Genomic DNA, 23,800 nt, shown 5'->3' on the forward strand with positions numbered 1-23,800 from the left:
AGCGGGCACAGCGATTGGAATAGCGATGAAATTCAGCGAACAGTGGCTTCGAGAATGGGTAAATCCGGAGCTGAATACACAGCAACTGGCCGACCAGATCACGATGGCCGGCTTGGAAGTGGACGCGATTGAAGCGGTCGCCGGTGACTTCAGCGGCGTGATCGTCGGTGAAATTCTCGCCGCCGAGCAGCACCCGGATGCGGACAAGCTCCGGGTGTGCAAGGTCAGCGACGGCAAGGACGAGTACCAGGTAGTCTGCGGCGCTCCCAATGCGCGAGCTGGCATCAAGGTGCCCTTTGCGACCGTGGGCGCGGTGCTGCCGGGCAACTTCAAAATCAAAAAGGCCAAGCTGCGCGGCGTGGAATCCTTCGGCATGCTCTGCGGCCCCGACGAGCTGGAGCTGGGTGAATCCACTGGCGGTTTGATGGAGCTGGCACCCGAGACGCAGGTTGGTCAGGATCTGCGCGATGCGCTGGGCCTGAACGACAAGCTGATCGAGCTCGGGCTTACCCCCAATCGCTCAGACTGTCTCAGCCTGCGCGGTATCGCCCGCGATGTGGCGGTGCTGAATGAGTTGGACATCAATGAACCCGATTGTTCGCCTGTTGCAGCCGTTAACGACGAACAGCGCGAGATCACGATTGAAGCCGAAGAAGATTGCCCTCGCTACTGCGGTCGGGTGATTCGCAATATCGATATCAGTCAGCCATCGCCGCTGTGGCTGCAGGAAAAGCTGCGCCGAGCCGGGTTGCGCTCCATTGATGCGGTGGTGGATGTTACAAACTACATTCTGCTGGAGCTGGGGCAGCCTCTGCACGGCTTTGATCTGGCAAAACTGGATGGTGGCATTCATGTGCGGCTGGCCACGCAGGGCGAGAAAATCACTCTGCTCGATGGTCAGGAGTTGGAACTGCGCAGCGATTCCATGGTCATCGCCGATGATAAAAAGGCGCTGGCACTGGCCGGTATCATGGGCGGCAAGGAAAGCGCTGTCGGTGAAACCACCCGCGATATTTTCCTGGAATCAGCGTTTTTTGCGCCGGAAAAGCTCGCTGGCCGGGCTCGTTCCTATGGTTTACATACGGATTCTTCGCATCGTTTCGAGCGGGGAGTGGACTATGAACTGCCCAAGCAGGCCATTGAACGCGCTACCCGCCTGATTACTGAAATCGTAGGTGGTGAGCCGGGCCCGGTCGTTGAGCGAACCACCGCGCATTTGCCTGAGCCTCAACATATCAGCCTGCGCGAGGCGCGCATTGAAAAGATGCTGGCCATGCCGGTGCCCGCAGCGCGTGTAGAAAGTATTCTGAAAGGTCTCGGCCTTCAGGTGGAGAAAGCCGACGGCGGTTGGGCGGTTACAACACCCAGCTGGCGCTTTGATCTGGCGATAGAAGTGGATCTGCTGGAGGAGCTGGCCCGCATCGTCGGTTACAACAACCTGCCGGTGAAGCCGATCACCGATACCCTGGAAATTATCGCCAAGCCCGAAAGCCAGATTGGCGTGGGCGAAGTGCGTCGCCGGATGACCGCGCTGGGCTATCAGGAGGCTATCACCTACAGTTTTGTTGACCCCGTTTGGCAAAAGGCTCTGTTCCCGGGTGTTGAGACCGTTTCCCTGATCAATCCGATCTCGGCGGATCTCGCGGATATGCGCCTTAGCCACTGGCCGGGTCTGCTCAAAGCCGTTTCGCATAACCTGAATCGTCAGCAGGCGCGGGTGCGCCTGTTTGAAACCGGCCTGTGTTTTGTGCCGAACGCCGATGGCAGCCTGACTCAGGAAGCAACGCTGTCTGCTGTGCTGACTGGCGATCGTCTGCCGGAAAACTGGCATGGCAAAGGGGAGAGGGTGGATTTCTTCGATGCCAAGGGTGATTTGGAGTCAGTACTCAAGCTGGTAGCCGGGCGCGATTTTCGCTTTCAGGCGGGCGAGCATTCAGCGCTGCACCCCGGCCAAACTGCCGAAGTGGTGTTGGATGACCAAGTGGTTGGTTATGTCGGAGCTTTGCACCCCTCGCTGGCCCAGCAGTTCGACCTTGGGAAGGGGGTTTACCTGTTCGAGGTAAAACTGGCCGCCGTGACCGAGCGGCGTGTGCCAAGCTTCCAGACGCCGTCGCGCTACCCGGAGGTGCGCAGGGATCTGGCGCTGGTGATCGACCGCAAAATACCCGCCCAAAGCGTACTGGATGCGGCCAGAGCCGCCGCCGGCGAACATCTCGTCAACCTGAACCTGTTTGATATTTATGAGGGTGAAGGTATTGATCCACAACGAAAAAGTTTAGCGATCGGCTTGACGTATCGGGATTCTTCGCGCACTCTTAACGAAGAAGAAGTGAACGAATCCGTAGGTCACGTAATCCGCGCTCTGGAAGAGGGGTTTGGCGCGACACTGAGGAACTAAGAGTCATGGCAGCGCTTACCAAAGCCGAGATGGCAGAACATCTCTACGAACAGCTGGGCTTCAATAAACGTGAGGCCAAAGAACTGGTAGAGATGTTTTTCGAGCAGATCAGAAATTGTCTTGAGAATAACGAACAGGTCAAACTGTCCGGGTTCGGCAATTTTGATTTGCGCGACAAGAGCCAACGGCCGGGGCGCAACCCCAAGACCGGTGAAGAGATCCCTATTTCTGCGCGCCGGGTGGTTACTTTCCGCCCAGGACAAAAATTAAAAGCACGAGTAGAACAGTATGCTGGAACCGAGTCATAACGACGAATTGCCGGCCATCCCCGGCAAGCGGTACTTCACCATAGGCGAAGTCAGCGATCTGTGTCTGGTCAAGCCACATGTACTGCGTTACTGGGAGCAGGAGTTTCCCCAGCTCAAGCCGGTAAAGCGTCGGGGCAACCGCCGCTATTACCAGCGCCAGGACGTGATCATGATCCGTCAGATCCGCAGCCTGCTGTACGATCAAGGCTATACCATTGGCGGCGCCCGTCAGCGGCTGTCCGGCGATGAGGCCAAAGACGACGAAACCCAATACAAGCAACTGATTCGGCAGATGATTGTCGAATTGGAAGATCTGCTGAAAGAGCTCAAAGCCTGACTTGCTCCCTCTGGGAGGGGGTAAGGACGCTTCCCGCTACTTCCCAAGCTCGCTCCACTTATTCAACAAATCCACCGGCACCGGAAACACAATTGTCGAGTTTTTCTCTCCGGCTATCTCATTGAGAGTCTGCAGATAGCGCAGCTGAATGGCCTGGCTTTGGGTGGCCAGTATCTTGGCGGCTTCTGCCAGCTTTTCAGAGGCCTGCAATTCGCCTTCAGCATGAATCACCTTGGCGCGGCGTTCCCGTTCTGCCTCAGCCTGTTTGGCAATCGCGCGAATCATGTTTTCGTTGAGATCCACATGCTTGATCTCGACATTGGCCACCTTCACGCCCCAGGCATCGGTCTGGTCGTCCAAAATCTCCTGTACGTCGGCGTTGAGTTTGTCGCGCTGAGCGAGCATATCGTCCAATTCGTGCTGGCCTAGCACCGAGCGCAGGGTAGTCTGGGCCAGCTGGCTGGTCGCATCATAGTAGTTCTCAACCTGAATGATGGCCTTTTCCGCATCGACTACCCGGAAATAGACCACTGCATTTACCTGCACGGACACATTGTCCATGGAAATAACGTCCTGAGTGGGAACATCCATTACCAGCGTGCGCAAATCCACCCTGACCATTTGCTGGATAACGGGGATCACAATAATCAGCCCCGGCCCTTTGACCTTCTGAAAGCGGCCTAGCAAGAATATCACCCCGCGCTCGTACTCCCGCAGAACCCGAAACGCCGATAGTAGAAACAGGATGACAATGGCTATAAAAGCAACGGTAAAGTAGTTCATGGTTTAATTCTCCTTTTCAACCTCGAGTACCAGGCCTTCGGCGCGCACCACCCGTACGGTGTCGTTTACCGAGAGCGGCGTGTTACAGCGAACCTGCCACCATTCACCGTCTAGGCGAATCATCGGCCGGCCTTTGTGCAGGTGGTCAATGCGGGCGGTGGCGCCTGTGAGGGTCGATAAGCCGCTTACTGCGGGGCGGCGGTGTGTTTTTCGCAGCAGGTTGAGAATAACCAGCAACAGCAGCGCGCTGCCTATGGCAACCGCTATGATGACCGGCAATGCGATGTCGTAGCCGGGGACGTTGCTGTCCATCAACATGATAGAGCCCACCACAAAAGCGATGATGCCACCCAGCCCGAGGATTCCCACGCTGGGGCTTAAAGCTTCCGCCGCCAGCAGACCCAGCCCCAGTAACATCAGACCGAGTGCCGAATAACTGATGGGCAGCAGTTGCAAGGCGTAGGCGGCGAGCAGTAGGCAGATTCCACCGACAATTCCGCCCACGCCCACGCCGGGGTTGGAAAACTCGAAAATCAGGCCGTAAATGCCCAACATCAACAGCAGATAGGCGATGTTCGGATCGGTGATTACCTGCAGGAACTGATTGCGCCAGTCGGGTTCTACGACTTTTATCGTGGCGTTTTCGGTGGCGAGCTGGCGTTCGCCGCCGCTGGTGGCAACGGTCCGGCCATGCAATTGCTTGAGTAGATCAGCCGGGTTATCCGCTATCAGGTCGATTACCCCGGATTCCAATGCAGCCTGGGCGGTGAGTGTAGCGGCCTCTGTTACCGCCGACTCGGCCCATTCGGCGTTACGACCGCGCTCTTCCGCCAGGCCGCGGATATAGGCCACCGCATCGTTGAGCACTTTTCGCTGTTTGGCATCCGGTTTGGAGTCGCTGGATTTGTCGTCTTGCCCGCCGGGCGGCAGCGGTGTGGCACCGCCAAGCTGCACTGGCGTTGCGGCTCCGAGATTGGTGGCCGGTGCCATGGCGGCAATATGGCTGGCATAGAGAATATAGGTGCCCGCACTGGCGGCGCGGCTACCCTGAGGGGCAACAAAGCCCACGACTGGCACGCGTGATGCCATGATCTGCTTAATAATGTCGCGCATCGCGTGATCCAGGCCGCCAGGCGTGTTCATGCGAACAATTATCAGCTCCGCAGTGCCTGCCTCGGCCTGATTGCCTCGCTCGATCGCACGTACCACGTGATCCGCTACCGCGGGTCCGATTGCGCCATCGATATCAACCAGCCATACCTCGCCGGCCCGCCCTATGCCTGAAGCGGTGATCAGCAGTGCCAGAAGCATTGCTCTCATCATGGTTGAGTCTGCCCTCCATGCTGGAAGTGCCTATTCAGCTTGGCACTCGCGAGCCTGCTTGGCAAATTCACAGCATGGTAATTCCGGTGCTAATGTACAATGTCTACCGAATCGGTAATTGGCGGGAGATATCGGATGCTGGAGCAGGTGGAACTGACGCAGGAACAGGCCGTTCTACTGGCTCCATTTTTGCGTTTGCTGATCAGCACCTTTTTGCTGGTCGTCGCCATACTGATTCTGCGCGCGGTCAGCGCCCGTTTTATCCGCAAAAACGTGTCCACCGCCGATCTTCGAGCCAAGTGGCTGGTTCAGTCACGCAATGCCTTCATTCTCCTGTTGATGCTTGGGCTGGTGCTGATCTGGGGCGAAGAGCTCAGAACGCTCGCCCTGTCCGTGGTTGCCATCGCTGTTGCTCTGGTAGTGGCGACCAAGGAGCTGATCCTCTGTCTGATAGGCGCGATGCTCAGAGCGGGCAGCAGCGCCTTTGATATCGGTGACCGCATTCAGATCAAGGAATACCGCGGTGACGTCATTGACCACAACCCCCTTACCACCACCTTGCTGGAGGTAGGCCCTGGCAAGGTCTCCAATCAGCTGACCGGCCGGGTGCTGACGATACCCAATGCCCTGTTTGTAACAGACGCTGTGGTCAATGAAACCCCAAACGCCAAGTACCTGTTTCATGTGATCATTATTCCCTTTAAGCGGGATCACAACTGGCAAGGTGCCAGAGATGCAATGCTTCAGGCCGCCAAGCGCGAATGCGCCCCCTACGCCGAAGAAGCCCGTCGCTACCTCGTCCGCTTCAGCGCCCAGCGCGGGCTGGAGCCCCCGTCAGTAGAACCCCGCATCACCATCCAGGTGCCAGCCCCGGAAGAGATACACCTGATTATGCGTCTGCCGGTTCCCAGCAGCCGCCGGGTGAGCGTTGAGCAGGCTATCCTGAGCGACGTGATGGAGGGCAACTTTTCGGTGAAAAAAGAGCCTACCGCCAGCGCTCAGGTGGATGTGTAAAACGGTCGAAAATCAAACAGTAAGGCCAGTTTTTCACGTTTCCCTATTTAATTGCCAAAGGGTCTGCTGTATTATGCTCACCCTCAAATCGGGGCGTAGCGCAGTCTGGTAGCGCACCACACTGGGGGTGTGGTGGTCGTAGGTTCAAATCCTGCCGTCCCGACCAAATTCAAGTCCATCCAGTCTGATGGCATCTCTAAAGCCCTGTTATTCAGGGCTTTTTTGTTTATACTCCGTCCAATGGTGTCTACCCCATCTGATGTCATACCCCAACCTATGGGGGTATGAGTGGGGGTAGAACGCCCGGCTTTCCCATTGATACCCCCAGCGATGGAAGGACGGATGATATGCCCCTTACAGCAACCGCAGTAAAGCAATCCAAGCCCCGAGAGAAGGCCTATAAGCTCTTCGACGGAGGTGGCCTGTTTCTCCTGGTAAACCCTAACGGCAGGAAATACTGGCGTTACAAGTACCGGTTTCTCGGTAAAGAAAAGCTACTTGCGCTCGGTACCTTTCCAGCAGTGTCTCTTGCGGAAGCCAGAGGCAAGCACCTCAAGGCCAAAGAACTGTTGGCTGAAGATAAAGACCCAGCTGACGTTCGAAAGCTAGAACAGCTCACACGCCACATAGCAGCGGCAGATACCTTTGAGGCAATCGCCCGAGAGTGGTTCACGATCAGGATGGTCGACAAATCCCCAAGTCATAGGGATAGAACCCTGAGGCTGTTTGAGAATCACCTGTTCCCCGGCCTGCGGGGCCGCCCCATTTCCGCGATTACCGCACCGGAAATCTTGGCCATTCTGAGAAAGATAGATAACCAGGGTAAGGTTGAGACAGCGCACAGGGCCAAGCAGGCGGCCAGTCAAGTTTTCCGCTATGCCATTCAGACCGGGCGAGCGGAGCGAGATCCCTGCGCCGACCTCACAGGTGCATTAAGGTCCCCAAAGAAAACTCATATCGCGGCGATCACTGAGCCAGCTGAGGTCGGTAAGCTGATGGTAGCCATAGATGGTTTTCAGGGCACCGCGGTCGTTCATACGGCGCTAAAGCTCTCGGCGCTGATGTTCCTGCGCCCCGGCGAGATCAGACAGCTGGAATGGTCCGACGTTAATTGGGCGGAACGGCGTATAGAGATTCCCGCTGAGAGGATGAAAATGCGAGTCGCGCATATCGTCCCGCTGAGTACTCAAGCCGAAACTGCCCTAAAAGAACTCCATCGCCTTACCGGTAACGGACGCTACGTATTCCCAAGCCCACGAGGGGCGAGCCGTTGTCTGTCGGACAATGGTGTTCGCACTGCACTGAGAACTATGGGCTATGACAACCAAACCATGTCGCCCCATGGATTCAGGGCAATGGCGCGAACTCTTCTAGATGAAGTCTTGAGATACCGCATCGACTGGATCGAACATCAGCTAGCCCACCAAGTACGCGACCCCAACGGCCGGGCCTATAACCGCACCACCCACTTAGAGGGACGTGCGCAGATGATGCAGGGTTGGGCTGACTACCTCGACTCTCTCAAAGAACAAGCCCTAGCCAAATCCCCCTGAACTCCGGCGCCTTTCGTACGCAGATGTCTACTGCGTGCGGAGGGCTACCATACTGTCCGCAACTTTGCAGAGATTTAGTTTCACTCGAAAGGCCAAATTCTTCAGAAAAAAGACTTTCAGTTGTGCATTGTAGTCATTAGTCCCATCAGACGGTGTGGACATGAGTGAACTGCCGGAGAAATCAACATGGCTCACGCAAACCAATTGCCTTCTCAAATCCAGGCCAGCAAACGCCTACTGCGTATCCGGGATGTCATGCGCATCACCGGGCTTTCGCGCTCGTATATCTACGCCTTGGCGGCGCAAGGAAAGTTTCCGCAGAGCCTCGCTTTGGTGCCGGGTGGTACCAGTCGAGCGTGGTTGGAGTCCGAGGTAGAGGAGTGGTTGGACGAGAGGATCGCTGCGCGTGATCTCGGTGATGAATGAGTGGCTATACCCCGGTTGGCGGGCAGCTAAACCGGGGCTAGCAACAACTCAACGTAACCAGAGGACTTATGTTTTATGAGTGAATTAAAGCAAAATCACGTCACCATATTTTGTAAACCTTCTGTAGGCGACGAGATTGTGCCTATTGAAGTGGATGCCGGCTCTGACGGCAGCATTTTTGGCCTTCTGGAGCGTCGGCTAGAGCAGCAGGCTCAGGGCGGAAATACTCCGCTTTATATTCAGATCGGCTCAGGCGAGCAGATGTTTGTTGCACTATCAGTTGCTGATCTACAGGCGCTCTACTGTTTGCAGCCAAACGACATCGGGCTCATCGCTGTCGTAAATGAAGATGGGCTTGCTGAAGCGTTGAATGCCCTTGCCCTCAGATACCCTGACGGGCTATGGCTGTTTGGCCACCATGCCCGTAAAGAAGAGATACGTCAGGCGCGTTTGCAGTGCGCAGCTGAGCCTCTTTATCCGCCAACCTCCTATCCGACGTGGAGTCAGTATCTGGACGGGGAGGGCGATGAGGCGGTTTCAACGCGGATTGAAGAGACTATTGAGTCGAGACAGGTCCTCAGTAAATTTGCCGTGAAACGGGATCACATTCAGCATCTGGAAAACCAACGGTTTGTTTTTGACAATCTGCTTTATGAAGGGCAGATAACGGTGATCTGCGCTGAACCCAATGGGGGAAAGACCACGGTCATGAACTGGATCTGTAGTCAGGTAGACGAAGGCTACCAGATTACTTATCTGAATGAAGATTGCTCCGGCGCTGAGCTGAAGACCTACCAAGAGTATGCAGAAGTCAGAGGCTTCGAACTCTGTAATCTGGATATCCGTGGGGTGACCCCTGATCAATTCATGGGCAGCCTTGGGTCTCTCTCCAGTCTGAAAGGCCACGTATTTGTTCTCGATACTCTGAAGAAATTTGTCGATGTGATGAACAAGGCCAAGGTCAGCCAGTTCTACAGTCTTCTGCGAAGGCTGTGTAACAAAGGAGCGACTTTCGTCCTGCTGGCGCATACCACGAAGTACAAGGATGCGGAGGGACTGCCAAAATTTGATGGCGTAGGAGACGTCATGAATGACTGTGACACGCTTATCTACTTCCTGCCCGTCAAACACGAGGATGGCTCGATGACGGTCTCGACCTTGCCCGCTAAAACCAGGGGGATTATGGAACCCCTGACCTTCACAATCGATAAGTTCCGGGAGGTCTCGCTGACCGACTATGTCGATACGCGGGAACACCGCCGCCGACAGGTCGATCATGAAGCCATTAAGGTAATCGCGGAGGCGATTTCTTCGGGGTGCTCTAACCAGAGCGAGATACTGAAGTTCTCAGCGGGTCGAGGGGTAGGGAGGCGCGTTGCACTCCGGGTGCTGGCTGACTACGAAGAAGGTGCCGCGCCCCTTTGGAAAAAAGCCCGAGGGCCTAATAATGCCTGCCAGTATACTTTGGTCGAAAACGCCCAGGAGTATGAGGCAGAAGCTGCGGACGCATTCGCCATGACCTAGGGTAATAACTGGGAAAACGTGAAAACCGGGAAAACCGGTATTACGGGAGAGGGGGCTATGCCCGGTTTTCTCGTTTTACCGGTTTTCACGGCTTTCCCGGAGGGTGTCAGTTTTCCCCTATTTTTTCCCTCTGCAACCAGTACTCAAACCGATCCTCTAACCCCAGTTCCAGGCAATACGATATACACCCGATAATCTATCTTTCCCGGAAAAGTTCTCCCCGATATTCTAACTATCTAGATTTGTCGTTTACGACTATATACAGCCGATATACCAACTGCTTGCTGGTATTCAATATGTGATATGGACAAGGGAATATGTGAGTGGAGTAGAGGAGTGAGGCTCGCCTATACCTGAGGAGCGCCTGGCTTCCACTACGTGTACGTCCTTATGATTCCACGCAGCAGCTGTTCTTCAATAGAAATACGGAGTGCGCCAGAGCCCCCAGCCCGCAGGTGGGCTTTTGCCCACCGTCGCGAGGCGAAGGGGGCGATGGCGCAGATGTTAAATATAGAAGTTGTTCCCCACCTCGTTTGAGTTCCTGGGATTGATATACGAGTAATAGGTGTTGGCTTAATTTGGTGGGCTGTGTGTTGTTTGATCAGCGGGTTTTTCAAAAAATGCTCACAGACCTCCGCCTCCAGCACTTCCAGTAAGGTAGCCGCTTTCGCGCCTACCCCCCCCCCCGGGGTCTTCGCCCCGTGTACCACACGAAAAGAAGCCCCACCGCTGCCTACCTGTTCATGGCTCTCTGTTTGCTGCCCGCAGGCGCTGGCGCGCGAGAGCGGGCAAGCGCCGGCTCTGCATGGTGCTGCCTCATCAACTATTGACCGCATGAGGACAACCCCATGACCGAACAAGAAGTCCTACCCTTGAAGTTGTACCCTCAGATCTCACCTGAGCAGCAGGCCACCATCCAAGAAGCCATAGGTATTCTGGAGTCGACTCTGCGAGCTGGTGACGCCTTTACCTCCGCCGTTGAAACCAAGAAGTTCTGTCGCCTCAAATTGGGCACAGCCCGTGATGAATACTTCGGCTGCCTGTTCCTGGATAACCAGCACCGCCTGCTGAGCTTTGAGCGCCTATTCAGAGGCACTGTTGCCGGCGCTGCTGTCTACCCCAGAGTAGTGGTCAGACGTTCTCTGGAGCTCAACGCTGCCGCTGTCATACTCACCCACAATCATCCGTCTGGGGTCACAGAGCCCAGCAAGGCCGACAACGCCATGACCTCACGGCTCATCCATGCCCTTGGTTTGATTGATGTCAGGGTGTTGGATCACGTAATTGTGAGTGCCGAAGGCGAACTCTCCATGGCCGAACAGGGCCTACTATGAAGCTGGGCACCTTTGTGGGGTGCTCAGCGTTTTTTGACCTTGGCTCAGTAAGGAAGTCGCAGAAGTAACATAAAACGGGATTATGCGCAGCGTGGCCGCTGTCCGCCTTCGCCGCATAATCAGTTCTATGTGTAAATCTGCTTGGTTTATTCATTACCGCAGGCTAGACCGCTCCCGTGCTCCCGGCGCTGCGGTTCACCTCCTCTGTCACACTCAGCCTTCACAGCCCGCCTTGCCGGCAGGCGCCGGACGGCGGCTCTGCTCAGGCCTCGTGCTCCGCCGTCGGTTCATCCTCGCTTGGGGCACTGCGCGGCCTGCGCCTGCTGGGGAGGGAGGGTAAGGCTCTCCCTCAGCAGAGAGTCCAGGAGAAGTGGAGCTGATATCTGGTTTACATTTCTGTGCTTCTTGTAACGGTGCAGAATGCAGGCATTCCCCTTGGTCTGGGGGCTGTTAGAATGGCAGCCATAATGAATAATCACCGACTGGCCCTTACTTCTATCCGGCGCCGGTATTGAGAAGGACATCCAATGGCAAAGCAGTCAGCCACCAAAAAGACCAAACCCGCCAAACAACAGAGCTTTGAACAGACCCTCTGGCACACCGCCGACAAGCTGCGTGGCACGGTGGAATCCTCTGAGTACAAGCACGTGGTACTCAGCCTGATCTTCCTCAAGTTCGTCAGCGACACCTTCGAGGAACGCAAGCAGCAGCTCATTGACGAAGGGAAGGGGGACTACGTGGACATGGTGGAGTTCTACACCATGAAGAACGTTTTCTACCTGCCGGAAGAAGCCCGCTGGTCTTACATTCAAAAGCAAGCCAAGCAGGACGATGTCGCGGTCAAGATCGATACCGCTCTGCATACCGTAGAGAAGAACAATCCGGCCCTGAAGGGCGCCTTGCCCGACAACTACTTCTCGCGGCTGGGTATCGATGTCAGCAAGCTGGCGGCCCTGATTGATGCCATCAACAACATCGACACGATTGTTCAAAAAGAAGGGCAAGACAGCGAGCTGGATATTGTCGGTCGCGTCTACGAATACTTTCTGGGCAACTTCGCCGCCACTGAAGGCAAGGGCGGGGGTGAGTTCTATACCCCCAAGTGTGTGGTCAACCTGCTGGCGGAAATGCTTGAACCCTACCACGGCAAAATCTACGACCCCTGCTGTGGTTCAGGCGGTATGTTCGTTCAGTCGGTAAAGTTTATTGAGAGCCATCACGGCAACACCAAAGACATCTCTATCTACGGGCAGGAGCAGACCAGCACTACCTACAAGCTGGCCAAGATGAATCTGGCCATTCGCGGTATCTCCGCCAACCTGGGTGAGGTGCCCGCCGATACCTTCTTCAAGGATCAGCACCCGGACCTCAAGGCCGATTTCATCATGGCGAACCCGCCCTTTAACCTGGATCAGTGGCGGGGCACCGACGAGCTGACCGACGACCCGCGCTGGGCCGGTTACGAGGTGCCACCGGTGGGTAACGCCAACTACGCCTGGATACTGCATATGGTGTCCAAGCTGTCTGAGCGCGGTGTAGCGGGCTTTGTACTGGCTAACGGTTCCATGAGTACCAACACCAAGGGCGAGGGCGCCATTCGCCAGAAGCTGATCGAGAACGATCTGATCGACTGCATGATTGCCCTGCCGGGGCAGCTGTTCTACACCACCCAGATACCGGTCTGCTTATGGTTTATTACCAAAGACAAAACCGAACAACATTTTACCGATGGTCGTGAGCCCTTCCGCGACCGCCGGGGTGAAACCCTGTTTATCGACGCCCGCAATATTGGCTCCATGATCGACCGTACCCACAAGGAACTGACCGGCGACGACATCGCCGAGATAGCCCGCACCTACCACGCCTGGCGCGGTGAAGCCAAAGATGGTGTTTACGAAGACCACCCCGGCTACTGTAAAGCCGTCACGCTGGCCGACATTAAGGCCAATGACTACGTGCTGACCCCCGGGCGCTACGTAGGTGCTGCCGAGATTGAAGACGATGGGATTCCCTTTGAGGAAAAGATGGCGGAGCTGACCCAGACCCTGTATCGGCAGATGGATGAGGCCGAGAAACTGGATGGGGTGATTCGGGAGAATTTGGCGGGGCTTGGGTATGACCGGTGAACTATACGAATACCCCTTAGAAGAATGCATGGACGCGATTATTGATTACCGGGGAAAGACCCCTAAAAAAACATCTGCTGGTATTCCGCTAGTGACTGCCAAGATCATTAAGGCAGGGGTAATACAGCCAACAACTGAGTATATTGCAGAAGCTGATTATGAATCTTGGATGCGACGCGGTATTCCGAAGCCTGGTGATGTTGTACTGACGACAGAGGCACCGCTGGGCGAGGTAGCCCAACTGGGAGATGAAAAGGTAGCTCTCGCCCAACGAGTGATTACTTTACGAGGCAAAGCTGATCTTCTGGACAACACCTACTTAAAATACCTCTTCCTTACGAAAGAGATGCGAGCCCAACTAGATGGTCGGGCTAGCGGAACTACGGTATCAGGTATCAAACAGTCAGAGTTGCGGAAGGTTATCCTGCGCTTTCCCGGTATCGCTAAACAGAAGAAAATCGCCCATATCCTCGGCGCTATAGACGACAAAATCGAACTCAACCGCCAGATCAACATCACGCTGGAATCTATGGCCCAGGCTCTGTTCAAAAGCTGGTTTGTAGACTTCGACCCCGTGATCGACAACGCCCTGGCGGCGGGTAACGACATCCCCGAGCCCCTGCAGGCCAAAGCCGAAAAGCGCAAAGCCCTCGGCGACAAACGTGCAGGACAGCATGTTTGGACGTCCGACGAGGACGCCCGCAGGGCGAGCGCCACGGAAGGCGCGAGTCACAAGCGCAAGCCCCTACCCGACGGCCTGCAACGGCAGTTCCCGGATCGCTTTGCGTTTACTGAGGAAATGGGATGGGTGCCGGAGGGGTGGGAGGTTCAGCCAGTCAGCATTGCGCTATCAATTAACCCAAGAGTATCTGTGAAGAAAGGCCAGGTCGCGAAGTTCGTTGATATGAAAGCGCTACCAACCTCCGGTTACTCAGTTGATGAGATATCAGAGAAAGCATTTTCCGGTGGAGCGAAGTTTGAAAATGGTGACGTACTGCTAGCTCGGATAACCCCTTGCCTTGAAAATGGCAAAACGGCAGTTGTCGATTTTTTGGAACCCGAAAGCGCGGGCTTTGGCTCTACCGAGTTTATTGTCCTGCGTCCTGTCGGAGATATATCAACACCGTTTGTCGCAGCATTAGCGAGGGACGTAAATTTCCGGCAGCATTGTATTACCAACATGGTTGGTTCGTCTGGTAGACAGCGAGTGCAAAACTCCTGTTTCGATTCCTACTGCCTCGCATTGCCCACTGGGGGCTCTGTATTACAGCTCTTTACACAGCACACGAGACCTTGGTTTTCCAAGATGACCGAGATAAGTAAAGAAATAAAAGCGCTTGGAAAACTCCGCGACACCCTTCTCCCCAAACTCCTCTCCGGTGAACTCCGCATCCCCGAAGCGGAAAAACAGATCGCCGAGGCGGTATAGCGAATGAATATCGGCAGGGTAGCCCTTTACCTAAACCAACATCGCAAGGAGGCGATATGAGCACCGATCAGCAAATCGAAATTTACCAGACCGCAGATGGCCAGACCCAGATAGAGGTGCATCTGGAGGCCGATACCGTCTGGCTATCGCAGGCCCAGATGGTAGATCTGTTTGGGCGTGATGTGTCAGTCATTTCTCGACACATACGTAACGCTTTGAATGAAAAAGAAATTTCTGAAAAAAGCAATTTGCAAAAAATGCAAATTGCAAATTCCGACCGCCCGGTGACCTTCTACGATCTGGATGTGGTGATCTCGGTGGGCTACCGCATTAAGTCTCCGCAGGGCGTGCAGTTCCGTCGCTGGGCGACCCAGCGCCTAAAAGAGCATCTGGTACAGGGCTACACCCTGAACCAGGCCCGCTTCGATAAGAACGCCGCCGCGTTGCAGCAGGCAATCGCGTTGATCCAGAAAACCGCCCAAAGCTCTGAACTGACAGGCGATGCCGGACGTGGGCTGGTGGATATTGTCTCCCGCTATACCCAGACCTTTCTCTGGCTGCAGCGCTACGACGAAGGTCTGCTGGATGAGCCTAGTGGTCAGAGCGGGGGAGCCCTGCCGAACCCCGGTGAGGCCATGGACGCCCTGAATAACCTCAAGGCCCAGCTGATAGAGCGGGGGGAGGCCACGGATCTGTTTGCCCGGCCCCGGGATGCCGGATTGGCCAGTATCTTTGGTAACCTGGATCAGAGTGTTTTTGGTGAGCCAGCCTACCCCACGGTGGAGAGCAAGGCGGCTCACCTGCTGTACTTTGTGGTGAAGAACCACCCGTTTTCCGATGGCAACAAGCGCAGCGGCGCCTTTCTGTTTGTGGATTTTCTGCACCGCAATGGCCGGCTTATCGATTCCAGGGGTAACCCGGTGATCAACGATACCGGACTTGCGGCCCTGACCCTGCTGGTGGCAGAGTCTGATCCAAAGCAGAAAGAGGTGTTGATCCGCCTGATTATGCATATGCTGAGTCAGGGGCAGGCCTCGGGGTAGGCAGAAACGGGTAACCAGAATAAGAACGCGAGGGAGCGGCTGATCTGTGAGTTTTAACGAAGCCAGGCTGGAAGAGGCCATCATTGCGCTGCTGGGAGAGCAGGGCTATCCCTATACCCCCGGCGGCACGATTACCCGAAGCCCTCAGGATGTACTGCTTACCGAAGATCTCACCGAGTACCTGCAGACCCGCTACGCCAGCGACAATATCACCCCCGGTGAAATACAGGCCATTATCAACCGCCTGCAAGCGCTGCCTGCCGCCGACTTGTACGACACCAACAGAGCTGTTCACAAACTGGTAGCCGATGGTTTTCTGCTCAAGCGGGAGCCTGCAGCGGGCCAAGAGCACCAGAGCCAGAAAGACCTCTACATTCAACTGATCGATTACGCGGGCTTACCCGAGGCCCGGATACCGCCAGAGGAAGAGCTGGACACGGTGGTGGCTGATCCCGATGCCGGCTACGCCGTGGGTACCCATACCCACAACCGCTACCGGGTGGTGAACCAGCTGGAAATAGAAGGCCGTGAGAAACGCATTCCCGATGCCATTCTCTACATCAATGGTTTGCCACTGGTGGTGTTTGAATTCAAGAGTGCGGTTCGGGAAGAGGCGACCATCCATGATGCCTACGTGCAGCTGACAACGCGGTATGCCCGAGATATACCGGAGCTGATGAAGTACAACTCCTTGTGTGTGATCAGTGACGGCGTGAACTCCCGGTTGGGCTCACTCTTTGCTCCCTACGACTTCTACTACACCTGGCGTAAGGTCACTGGCGACGAATCCATTGAGCAGGATGGCATCAATGCCCTGCACACCATGATCGAGGGGCTGTTCAATCAGGATCGGCTGCGGCAGGTGTTGCGGCACTTTATCTACTTTCCGGATGTGTCCAAGAAGGAAGAGAAAATCGTCTGCCGCTACCCTCAGTTCTATGCGGCCACGAAGCTGTACCAGAACATTCTGACCCATCGTAAACCGCTAGGGGACGGCAAGGGCGGTACCTACTTCGGGGCCACTGGCTGCGGCAAGAGTTACACCATGTTGTTCCTGTCCCGCCTGCTGATGAAGAGCCTGGAGCTGGAAAGTCCGACCATTGTCTTGATCACCGACCGCACCGATCTGGACGACCAGCTCAGCAAGCAGTTCACCAACGCCAAGACCTATATCGGCGATCAGACCGTGATCAGCGTGGAGAGCCGGGCCCAGTTGCGCGAACTGCTCAAGGGCCGTAACAGTGGCGGTGTGTTCCTGACCACCATCCACAAGTTCACCGAAGATACCGAACTGCTCACCGACCGCGACAACGTGATCTGTATCTCCGATGAGGCGCACCGAAGCCAGGTGAATCTGGACCAGAAGGTGAGGGTGACCAGGGACGGCGTGCGCAAGACCTATGGCTTCGCCAAGTACCTGCATGACTCCCTGCCCAATGCCACCTACGTGGGTTTTACCGGCACCCCCATCGACGCCACCCTGGATGTCTTTGGTGAGGTGGTGGACAGCTACACCATGACCGAGTCCGTGAAGGACGAGATCACCGTGCCGATTGTGTATGAGGGCAGGGCAGCCAAGGTGGTACTGGACAACAGCAAGCTGGAGGAGATCGAGGCCTACTACGACCAGTGCGCCGAGGACGGTGCCAGCGACTACCAGATCGAGGAATCCAAGAAGGCCAGCGCCAATATGATGGCCATCTTGGGTGACCCCGACAGGATCAAGGCACTCGCGGAAGACTTTGTCGCCCACTATGAAAAGCGCCTTTCGGAAGGCGGCACGATCAAGGGCAAGGCCATGTTCGTGTGCAGCAAACGGGAGATTGCCTACGATTTCTGGCAACAGGTGATTGCCCTGCGCCCGGCGTGGAATGACGTGCTGACTTGTGAACCCGGAGCATCACTCACCGAGCAGGAAAAGAAAGAGATAAAGCCCATGGAGCGGGTCAAAATGATCATGACCCGGGGCAAGGACGACGCCAAGCCCCTGTACGAAATGCTGGGTACTCAGGAGTACCGCAAGGAACTGGATCGCCAGTTCAAGAACCCCAAATCCAACTTCAAGATCGCCATCGTGGTGGATATGTGGCTCACCGGTTTTGATGTGCCTTTTCTGGATACCATCTACATCGACAAACCTATCCAGCGCCACAACCTTATCCAGACCATCTCTCGGGTAAACCGCAAGTTTGAGGGCAAGGAGAAGGGGCTGGTGGTGGATTACATCGGCATCAAGAAGCAGATGAATCTGGCCTTGGCCCACTACAACAAAGCCGACCAGCAAAACATCGAAGAGATCGAACAGTCGGTTATTGTGGTGAAAGACCACCTGGATTTACTCAACAAGGCCTTCCACAAGTTTGATGCGACTCCTTACTTTAGCGGGAGCCCGGTAGAGCAGCTCAACTGCCTCAATATGGCGGCTGAGTTTGCGCAAATAACCGAAGCCTTTGAGAAGCGTTTTATGGCACTGGTGAAGCGCCTGAAGGCCGCCTACGACATCTGCAGTGGTTCAGAGCGGATCAGTCAGCAGGAGCGCGACCAGATCCACTTCTACCTGGCTGTTCGCTCCATCGTGTTCAAACTGACCAAGGGCAATGCCCCTGATACCGCGCAGATGAACGCCCGGGTGCGGGAGATGATTACCGAAGCCCTGAAAGCCGATGGTGTTGAGGAGATCTTCAAAATGGGCGAGCAGAGTACTGGCATCACCGACCTGTTCGATCCGGATTACCTCGCCAAGATCGAGAAGATCAAACTACCCAATACCAAGATCAAGTTATTGCAGCAGCTACTGGCTCGGGCCATTGAGGAGTTCAAGAAGACCAACAAGACCAAGGGGCTGGATTTCTCCCAGCGGTTTAAGGCGCTGGTTGATGCCTACAACGAGCGTAAGGAAGACAATGTACTGGTCAGCGACGTACTGGAGGACTTCTCCTCCGAGATCATGACCTTGATCGACGCCATCCGTATGGAACAACAAGACCTGCCCGAGGGTATCGATACCATTGAGGAAAAGGCTTTCTACGACATCCTCAAAGCTCTCGCCATCAAATATGACTTTACCTACCCGGAGGACAAGCTGGGACCCTTAGCCAAGGCGGTGAAGGCGGTGGTGGATGACAAGGTGAAGTACACAGATTGGAGCCAGCGAGCCGACATCAAAGCGGAGCTCAAGGTCGACCTGATATTGGTGCTGGCCGACCATGGCTACCCTCCTGTGGACCGGGATGAGGTGTACAAAGAGATATTCGAGCAGGCGGAGAACTTCAAGAAGTACCAGAGCGCCACATCCTAGCGTCACCTATAAAAATATCCTCATCGAAGATGGCTTTTGTCGGGGGCGCCACTACCGGACTTCTCGTTACAGATGAATTTACTAGAGAACAGGTACGCGCAACAGATGACGTAGATCTGATAGTTCACGCAATAAGTTATGTTGAGTTCGTTGAATTACAATGCCGGCTTACTGAGCGTGGGTTCAAATACCCCTCGGCCAACCTGGATGATGACATTCCAATCTGCGCCTATGGATGTCAGAGATTATCTGGCGGAGGAGCTCGGAATTTTCTTATCTGAAGAGCGCTTTGAAGATGCGATCAACAGCCATGCCCGTGGCGACTCGGAGCGAGTCAGCATTATTTTTGATCGATTATATTTATTAGCAGGAATGGTCCAGCCAAACAGCTAGACACCTTATTGCCGAGATAGCTATGGCGGCGTAAGTTTCCAGCGCTACTCATTCTGCAACCGCTCCAAAGCCTTATTACCCGCAACCCGCTCCTTGATAAGCTCCAGCGACTCCACAAGAATATCCTCTGCCACCTGGTCCAGCCCTGACGACTCTTTCATCAGCATTTCCATAACCGCTTCGACAACCGTTCCCGCCAGTTGCTTGTTGTCGACGTGGGTCAGGTCGTCGGCAGACTGTTTGAAGATGTTGTAGACGATGTCGCTGATGGTACGTTCCAGCAGTTCCAGTGTGTAGTCGCCGACGAGGGGTACCTTTTCCAATTTGCCGATATCTTCGCTGGCCTCCATGGCTTCCCGAATACGGTTTTGAAGATAGCTGCGAATTGCGCTGTGATGACGCGCCAGCTGATGTTCAAGACCTTGGGTCATTGGGTCGGCCAGCGCTGTGGCAATGGCCTGTTTGCGGGGCAGAATAACTCGCTGGATCAGGTCGCGCATGACTGGTCTGCCGTGCTGAACCTCGTCTGTCATTCCATCGAGTACGTTAATCACCACGCGGTCGGCTATATGCTCCATCAGTACGTCGTAGTTTGACTGTGCGAAGCGCCCGGCGCGGGTTTCCCGCAAATTGATGATGCCCAGTGTCTGCAGGCGGTAGAGCATTGAAATAATACGCAGCAGGCGCAGCAGGCGGAACCCGGTTAGGGGAATACAGCCGAGTACCTCATACCAGTGAATAAAGGGGTACCAGTACCAGCGCGTGTAGCGGCCCCGGCGGACGGCGACCACCCAGCGCACCAGAAATTCAGAAATAAATGCCGCGACAAACATCAGGTCATATTGCAGAAAATTGGGGTGAATCTGATCGGCGTAAAACTGATGAAAGCCGGGAGCCAGACTTTGCAGAACGCTTGCAAAAGACTCCACAGTAAACAGCCAGTCAAATGTGAGCCAGATCAGGTTGACCATGAGCAGGGCAAGCATGATCAGGTCGACCGCAAACCAGGTGGCTTCCTGATTGTCGCGCAATTTTTGCCTATTCAAATTCAGCATAGTGCTGAATCGTACGGGGATGGTTGGAGACGGCAAGGGCTGGGTGGAATACTACCAGAGTGATGCAATGGTCTATCTGCTTGTTTACGCAGGGCAGACTGGGCACAGGTCGCGGTTCCACAGTAAGACTCTGGTGGATTTACTGCATCCAGTGCGACAGTGTCTTCGCCTTAAGCGAAATGGTTTGTTCAATTACACACCAGGATTACTTGACCGACTTAGGGTGTGACATTGCCAGATGGGAGTGCATGCGCTGTTCCATGCCGGTGCGATAAATCACATTTTGTCGCCAGTATGGCTGGTTTTCTGGTGTGGCACTGTTCTTGCTCAATGACTACTCGCAGCAGGCACCTGTTTTACAAAGGGCCAGCAAACAACAGGTTTATCGCTGCTTGGCGATAGGCGGCAAGTAGTCATAGAGGGGTGTGTATGAAGTTTTATTGTCTTGTCCTGATAGCAGCGATGGTTCTGTTGGTCGGGTGTAACGACAGTGGCGGTTCCAGTTCGTCGCCGGCAGCGCCTGCTTCCGAATCGGAACCTTTTGTTGATGAGAACGACAATGGCATCAGCGATTTGCGTGAGTTTGAGCTGGTCGAGGCAACCATGGCAGACGTACATGCGGTGCTCGCCGGTGACATGGTAGCTGAGGATGGCGAGCCTCTGACCTGCGTGGAAATCACACAGATGTATATTGATCGTATCCTGGCCTATAACGATACGCCTCAGGAGAGTGGTGGACTGCCCATTCTGGGGGTGCTGGCGATTATGCCTAACGCTCTGGATCAGGCGTCAGTTCTGGATGCGCTTTACGAGCGCGATCGTGGAATTGGCAATCGCTTTCTGCATTGTATGCCGGTGCTTTTGAAGGATAATTACGACACCTTTGATTACCCCACCACCCAGGGCTCTTACTCTATGCTCGGGCATCAGGCCGGTGTTGACGCGCATTCGGTAGATGGCTTGCGTCAGGCGGGCGCCGTCATTCTCGGCAAGGCCAATCAGGATGAATTTGCTTATTTCACTATGGGTTTTTCCGCTAGGGCCATTCAGGTACGCAATCCCTACAATACGGCCGAAAGTCCGGCGGGTTCATCATCGGGTACCGGGGCCTCAATCGCGGCGAATTTTGCGCTGGGGGGAACCGGGTCCGATACCTGTCAGTCCATTCGTCACCCGTCTTCAGTCAACGGTCTGGTGGGTATTCGACCGAGTCTCGGGGTGATTTCCCAGCATGGGATTTACCCGCTGTCGCACGAACGCGACACCGGCGGCCCGATGACACGCACCGTGGAAGATGCCGCGCTGATGCTCAGTGCGATGGCAACCTTTGACGCGCGCGACCCGAAAGCCGCCTGGTTTCCTGCCAATGAACGTCCAGGAGACTACACCCAATTCTTGGACAGGGAGCAGTACGGTGTGGCTGGGCGAAATATAGGGGTACTTAGAAATCTTGGTGGCAGCACCTCGGTGACTGGTACCGGGGCTCAAGGTGAACTGATTGATGCGGCAATTGAACAGCTCAAAGCCATGGGCGCAAACATCTACGATGTCTACCTGCCGGATTTCGCGAATCTGGGCGCGGGCTCACGACACTATGATATGAATCAGTATTTTGCCGGGTTTGAAGCTGAAGGGGGCTCCAGTCCGCGTCGGTGTGTCTCCAGCCTTCGGGCGACAGAAACCCACGACCGTGACGATTGCGCGGGTATCGACGGTATTGTCGAATCCGGTCGGATAGGACCGAGAACCGCAGGCTTGGTTGCATTGACCGCTCTTGATAGTGCAGATCTCGCGCCTTCGGAATCGCAATTACAAGCAATTCGCGATATGCGGGCCTACGTGACTGGCGTCATGGATGCAATCACCGATGACAACGGCGATCTGGTGCGCGACGAGTTTGGCGAAACCATCAGTGTAGATGCGTTGATCCTGTCACCCGGGCCGACCGGCGGCCGTACCTGCGATTTTGGGTCCACCACCCAGATGGGGTCGATCGTTGTGCCGGTAGGCTTTGATGAATCTGTTGGTGTGCCCCGAGGGATGGAGATTTTTGTCCGTCAGTTTGATGAAGGCACCGGCATTGGCATCGCCTACGATTTCGAGCAGGCGACTCTGCATCGCAAACCGCCGGTAATCAGCCCCGCGCCCGGCGGCGAGAATGGCACCATTGCCCAATTCAACGCGCGCCAGCGCGCCGCAATCGCCACCTATGCCGAGCAAGCGCCCGAGAATATCGATCCAGCGCACTACATCGAGGTGCTGGAGGCGCTGGCCGGCCCTACCGGTGACTGAGCCCGGCACCTGACGGTGAAGCTTCGTCGCTGGCCGGCGGCGGGGTTTCACCAAAGTGGGTGAGGAAATAACCCGCAAATACTGCCATGCTGTCCCGGTGACAATAAATACAGGGGCAGACATGAAGCTCGGGCTTTTTATCGACTACGCGGCGTCAAAAATCACTATTCCCCTCAGCTTGGTTCAACGAGCAGAAGCGCTGGGCTTTGACTCGGTTTGGACGGCGGAAGCCTACGGCACCGATGCGATTACCCCTTTAGCCTATATCGCTGCCCATACCTCGCGGATACGGCTTGCTACGGGGATTGCGCAGGTATCTGCGCGAGCGCCGACGATGACGGCCATGCAATTTGGCACACTGGAGCAACTGGCCGGGGAGGGCCGGGTAATCGCAGGCCTGGGCTTGTCCGGGCCTCAGGTTGTCGAAGGCTGGCATGGCCAGAGCTGGGCCCAACCCTATGATCGTATGAAGGACACGGTTGCCATTATGCGGCAGGTTTTTCGTCGCGAGGGCCCTGTCAGCTATCAGGGGAAAGCCCTGTCATTACCACTGCCTGAAGATGAGAGCACCGGGCAGGGCAAGCCTCTGAAACCCATTGCGAAAATGAATCCCGATATACCAATCTGGTTGGGCACCGGCAGCCAGAGTATGGTGACGCTCACCGCGGAAATTGCAGACGGCTGGATTCCCATGGGCTTCTGTCCGGGCATGATGGATGTTTACCGCCCCTGGCTTGACGAGGGCTTTCGACGGGCTGGTGGTGGAAAATCTTTGGCTGATTTTGAGATTCAAGGGCAAGTGCAGGTCGAAATCACTGACGATGTGCAGGCAGCTATCGACGCGCGCAAGCCTCAGGCGGCGCTTTATATTGGTGGTATGGGAAACGCGAAAAACAACTTTCATCGCGATCAGATGATCCGGCGCGGCTACCCTGAAGCAGCGGAAAGGATCCTGACACTATTCACAGAGGGGCGGCGCGATGAGGCGATAGCGGCAGTGCCGGATGAGTATATTGATGAGGGTGGCCTGTTCGGCGATGAAAAGCGCATAGCCGAACGTTTCGAACGTTGGCTGAATTGCGGCGCAACCGGGCTGACCTTGCACACGTCCTCACTTGCAGCATTGGAATTGATTGCTTCATTGAACAAACAGCAGAATTGAGG

At 55.4% G+C, this 23,800-nt stretch carries 18 protein-coding genes and 1 tRNA gene; 16 read left to right on the plus strand and 3 right to left on the minus strand.

The features are described from left to right. The first annotated feature begins 25 nt into the window (after positions 1-25). The 3 genes from pheT to ABY734_RS11910 are packed head-to-tail and all read left to right on the plus strand — an operon-like array spanning position 26 to position 3,043. Complete coding sequence (pheT, locus tag ABY734_RS11900; protein ID WP_372779556.1) at positions 26-2,398, plus strand: phenylalanine--tRNA ligase subunit beta; 2,373 nt, start codon at positions 26-28, stop codon at positions 2,396-2,398. A gap of 5 nt (positions 2,399-2,403) precedes the next feature. Continuing rightward, positions 2,404-2,706: an integration host factor subunit alpha gene (gene ihfA / locus ABY734_RS11905; protein ID WP_183409419.1), complete on the plus strand. Its 303-nt coding sequence runs from the start codon at positions 2,404-2,406 to the stop codon at positions 2,704-2,706. Continuing rightward, the gene (locus ABY734_RS11910; protein WP_372779391.1) at positions 2,687-3,043 is read left to right on the plus strand and encodes a MerR family transcriptional regulator; all 357 of its coding nucleotides are present in this window, start codon (positions 2,687-2,689) and stop codon (positions 3,041-3,043) included. Before ihfA ends, ABY734_RS11910 begins: the two co-directional genes overlap by 20 nt. Positions 3,044-3,079: 36 nt before the next feature. Here ABY734_RS11910 and ABY734_RS11915 read toward each other — a convergent pair whose 3' ends face one another. Both ABY734_RS11915 and ABY734_RS11920 read right to left on the minus strand, forming a co-directional pair. Next, positions 3,080-3,826: a slipin family protein gene (locus ABY734_RS11915; RefSeq protein WP_372779392.1), complete on the minus strand. Its 747-nt coding sequence runs from the start codon at positions 3,824-3,826 to the stop codon at positions 3,080-3,082. A gap of 3 nt (positions 3,827-3,829) precedes the next feature. After that, positions 3,830-5,149 (minus strand): nodulation protein NfeD, encoded by a 1,320-nt coding sequence (locus ABY734_RS11920; protein WP_372779394.1) that lies wholly within the window; start codon positions 5,147-5,149, stop codon positions 3,830-3,832. Between the two features lie 135 nt (positions 5,150-5,284). Between ABY734_RS11920 and ABY734_RS11925 the strand changes: the two genes are divergently transcribed. From ABY734_RS11925 to ABY734_RS11975, 11 genes are all read left to right on the plus strand, one after another. Further along, the gene (locus tag ABY734_RS11925; RefSeq protein ID WP_372779395.1) at positions 5,285-6,163 is read left to right on the plus strand and encodes a mechanosensitive ion channel domain-containing protein; all 879 of its coding nucleotides are present in this window, start codon (positions 5,285-5,287) and stop codon (positions 6,161-6,163) included. Positions 6,164-6,252: 89 nt separating this feature from the next. Continuing rightward, positions 6,253-6,329: transfer RNA gene (locus tag ABY734_RS11930), tRNA-Pro, on the plus strand. Positions 6,330-6,510: 181 nt separating this feature from the next. Beyond that, positions 6,511-7,716 (plus strand): tyrosine-type recombinase/integrase, encoded by a 1,206-nt coding sequence (locus tag ABY734_RS11935; RefSeq protein WP_372779396.1) that lies wholly within the window; start codon positions 6,511-6,513, stop codon positions 7,714-7,716. A gap of 186 nt (positions 7,717-7,902) precedes the next feature. Beyond that, the gene (locus ABY734_RS11940) at positions 7,903-8,142 is read left to right on the plus strand and encodes a helix-turn-helix transcriptional regulator (RefSeq protein ID WP_372779397.1); all 240 of its coding nucleotides are present in this window, start codon (positions 7,903-7,905) and stop codon (positions 8,140-8,142) included. A gap of 75 nt (positions 8,143-8,217) precedes the next feature. Beyond that, a complete protein-coding gene (locus ABY734_RS11945; protein WP_372779398.1) occupies positions 8,218-9,666 on the plus strand; it encodes a hypothetical protein in 1,449 nt (482 codons plus the stop codon). An 848-nt stretch (positions 9,667-10,514) separates the two neighbouring features. Next, positions 10,515-11,000, plus strand: coding sequence for a JAB domain-containing protein (locus ABY734_RS11950; RefSeq protein WP_372779400.1), 486 nt, complete (start codon positions 10,515-10,517; stop codon positions 10,998-11,000). Between the two features lie 527 nt (positions 11,001-11,527). After that, the gene (locus ABY734_RS11955) at positions 11,528-13,126 is read left to right on the plus strand and encodes an N-6 DNA methylase (RefSeq protein WP_372779401.1); all 1,599 of its coding nucleotides are present in this window, start codon (positions 11,528-11,530) and stop codon (positions 13,124-13,126) included. Continuing rightward, positions 13,116-14,555, plus strand: a complete 1,440-nt coding sequence (locus ABY734_RS11960) for a restriction endonuclease subunit S (RefSeq protein ID WP_372779402.1) — start codon at positions 13,116-13,118, stop codon at positions 14,553-14,555. Before ABY734_RS11955 ends, ABY734_RS11960 begins: the two co-directional genes overlap by 11 nt. A gap of 56 nt (positions 14,556-14,611) precedes the next feature. Continuing rightward, complete coding sequence (gene rhuM / locus ABY734_RS11965) at positions 14,612-15,598, plus strand: RhuM family protein (protein ID WP_372779404.1); 987 nt, start codon at positions 14,612-14,614, stop codon at positions 15,596-15,598. Positions 15,599-15,644: 46 nt separating this feature from the next. Then, complete coding sequence (locus ABY734_RS11970; RefSeq protein ID WP_372779406.1) at positions 15,645-18,896, plus strand: type I restriction endonuclease subunit R; 3,252 nt, start codon at positions 15,645-15,647, stop codon at positions 18,894-18,896. A gap of 138 nt (positions 18,897-19,034) precedes the next feature. Next, positions 19,035-19,289: a hypothetical protein gene (locus tag ABY734_RS11975; protein ID WP_372779407.1), complete on the plus strand. Its 255-nt coding sequence runs from the start codon at positions 19,035-19,037 to the stop codon at positions 19,287-19,289. Positions 19,290-19,333: 44 nt separating this feature from the next. Here the strand turns inward: ABY734_RS11975 and ABY734_RS11980 are convergent, their stop codons facing one another. Then, positions 19,334-20,344 carry a hypothetical protein gene (locus ABY734_RS11980; RefSeq protein WP_372779408.1) on the minus strand — a complete coding sequence of 337 codons (1,011 nt, stop codon included), beginning with the start codon at positions 20,342-20,344 and terminating at the stop codon, positions 19,334-19,336. A 429-nt stretch (positions 20,345-20,773) separates the two neighbouring features. Here ABY734_RS11980 and ABY734_RS11985 point away from each other — a divergent pair, with 429 nt between their 5' ends. Both ABY734_RS11985 and ABY734_RS11990 read left to right on the plus strand, forming a co-directional pair. After that, positions 20,774-22,636, plus strand: coding sequence for an amidase family protein (locus tag ABY734_RS11985; RefSeq protein ID WP_372779410.1), 1,863 nt, complete (start codon positions 20,774-20,776; stop codon positions 22,634-22,636). A gap of 121 nt (positions 22,637-22,757) precedes the next feature. Next, positions 22,758-23,798, plus strand: a complete 1,041-nt coding sequence (locus ABY734_RS11990) for an LLM class F420-dependent oxidoreductase (protein WP_372779412.1) — start codon at positions 22,758-22,760, stop codon at positions 23,796-23,798. Positions 23,799-23,800: the final 2 nt, after the last annotated feature.

The organism is Litorivivens sp. (genome assembly GCF_041624475.1).
Lineage (GTDB): Bacteria > Pseudomonadota > Gammaproteobacteria > Pseudomonadales > Spongiibacteraceae > Litorivivens.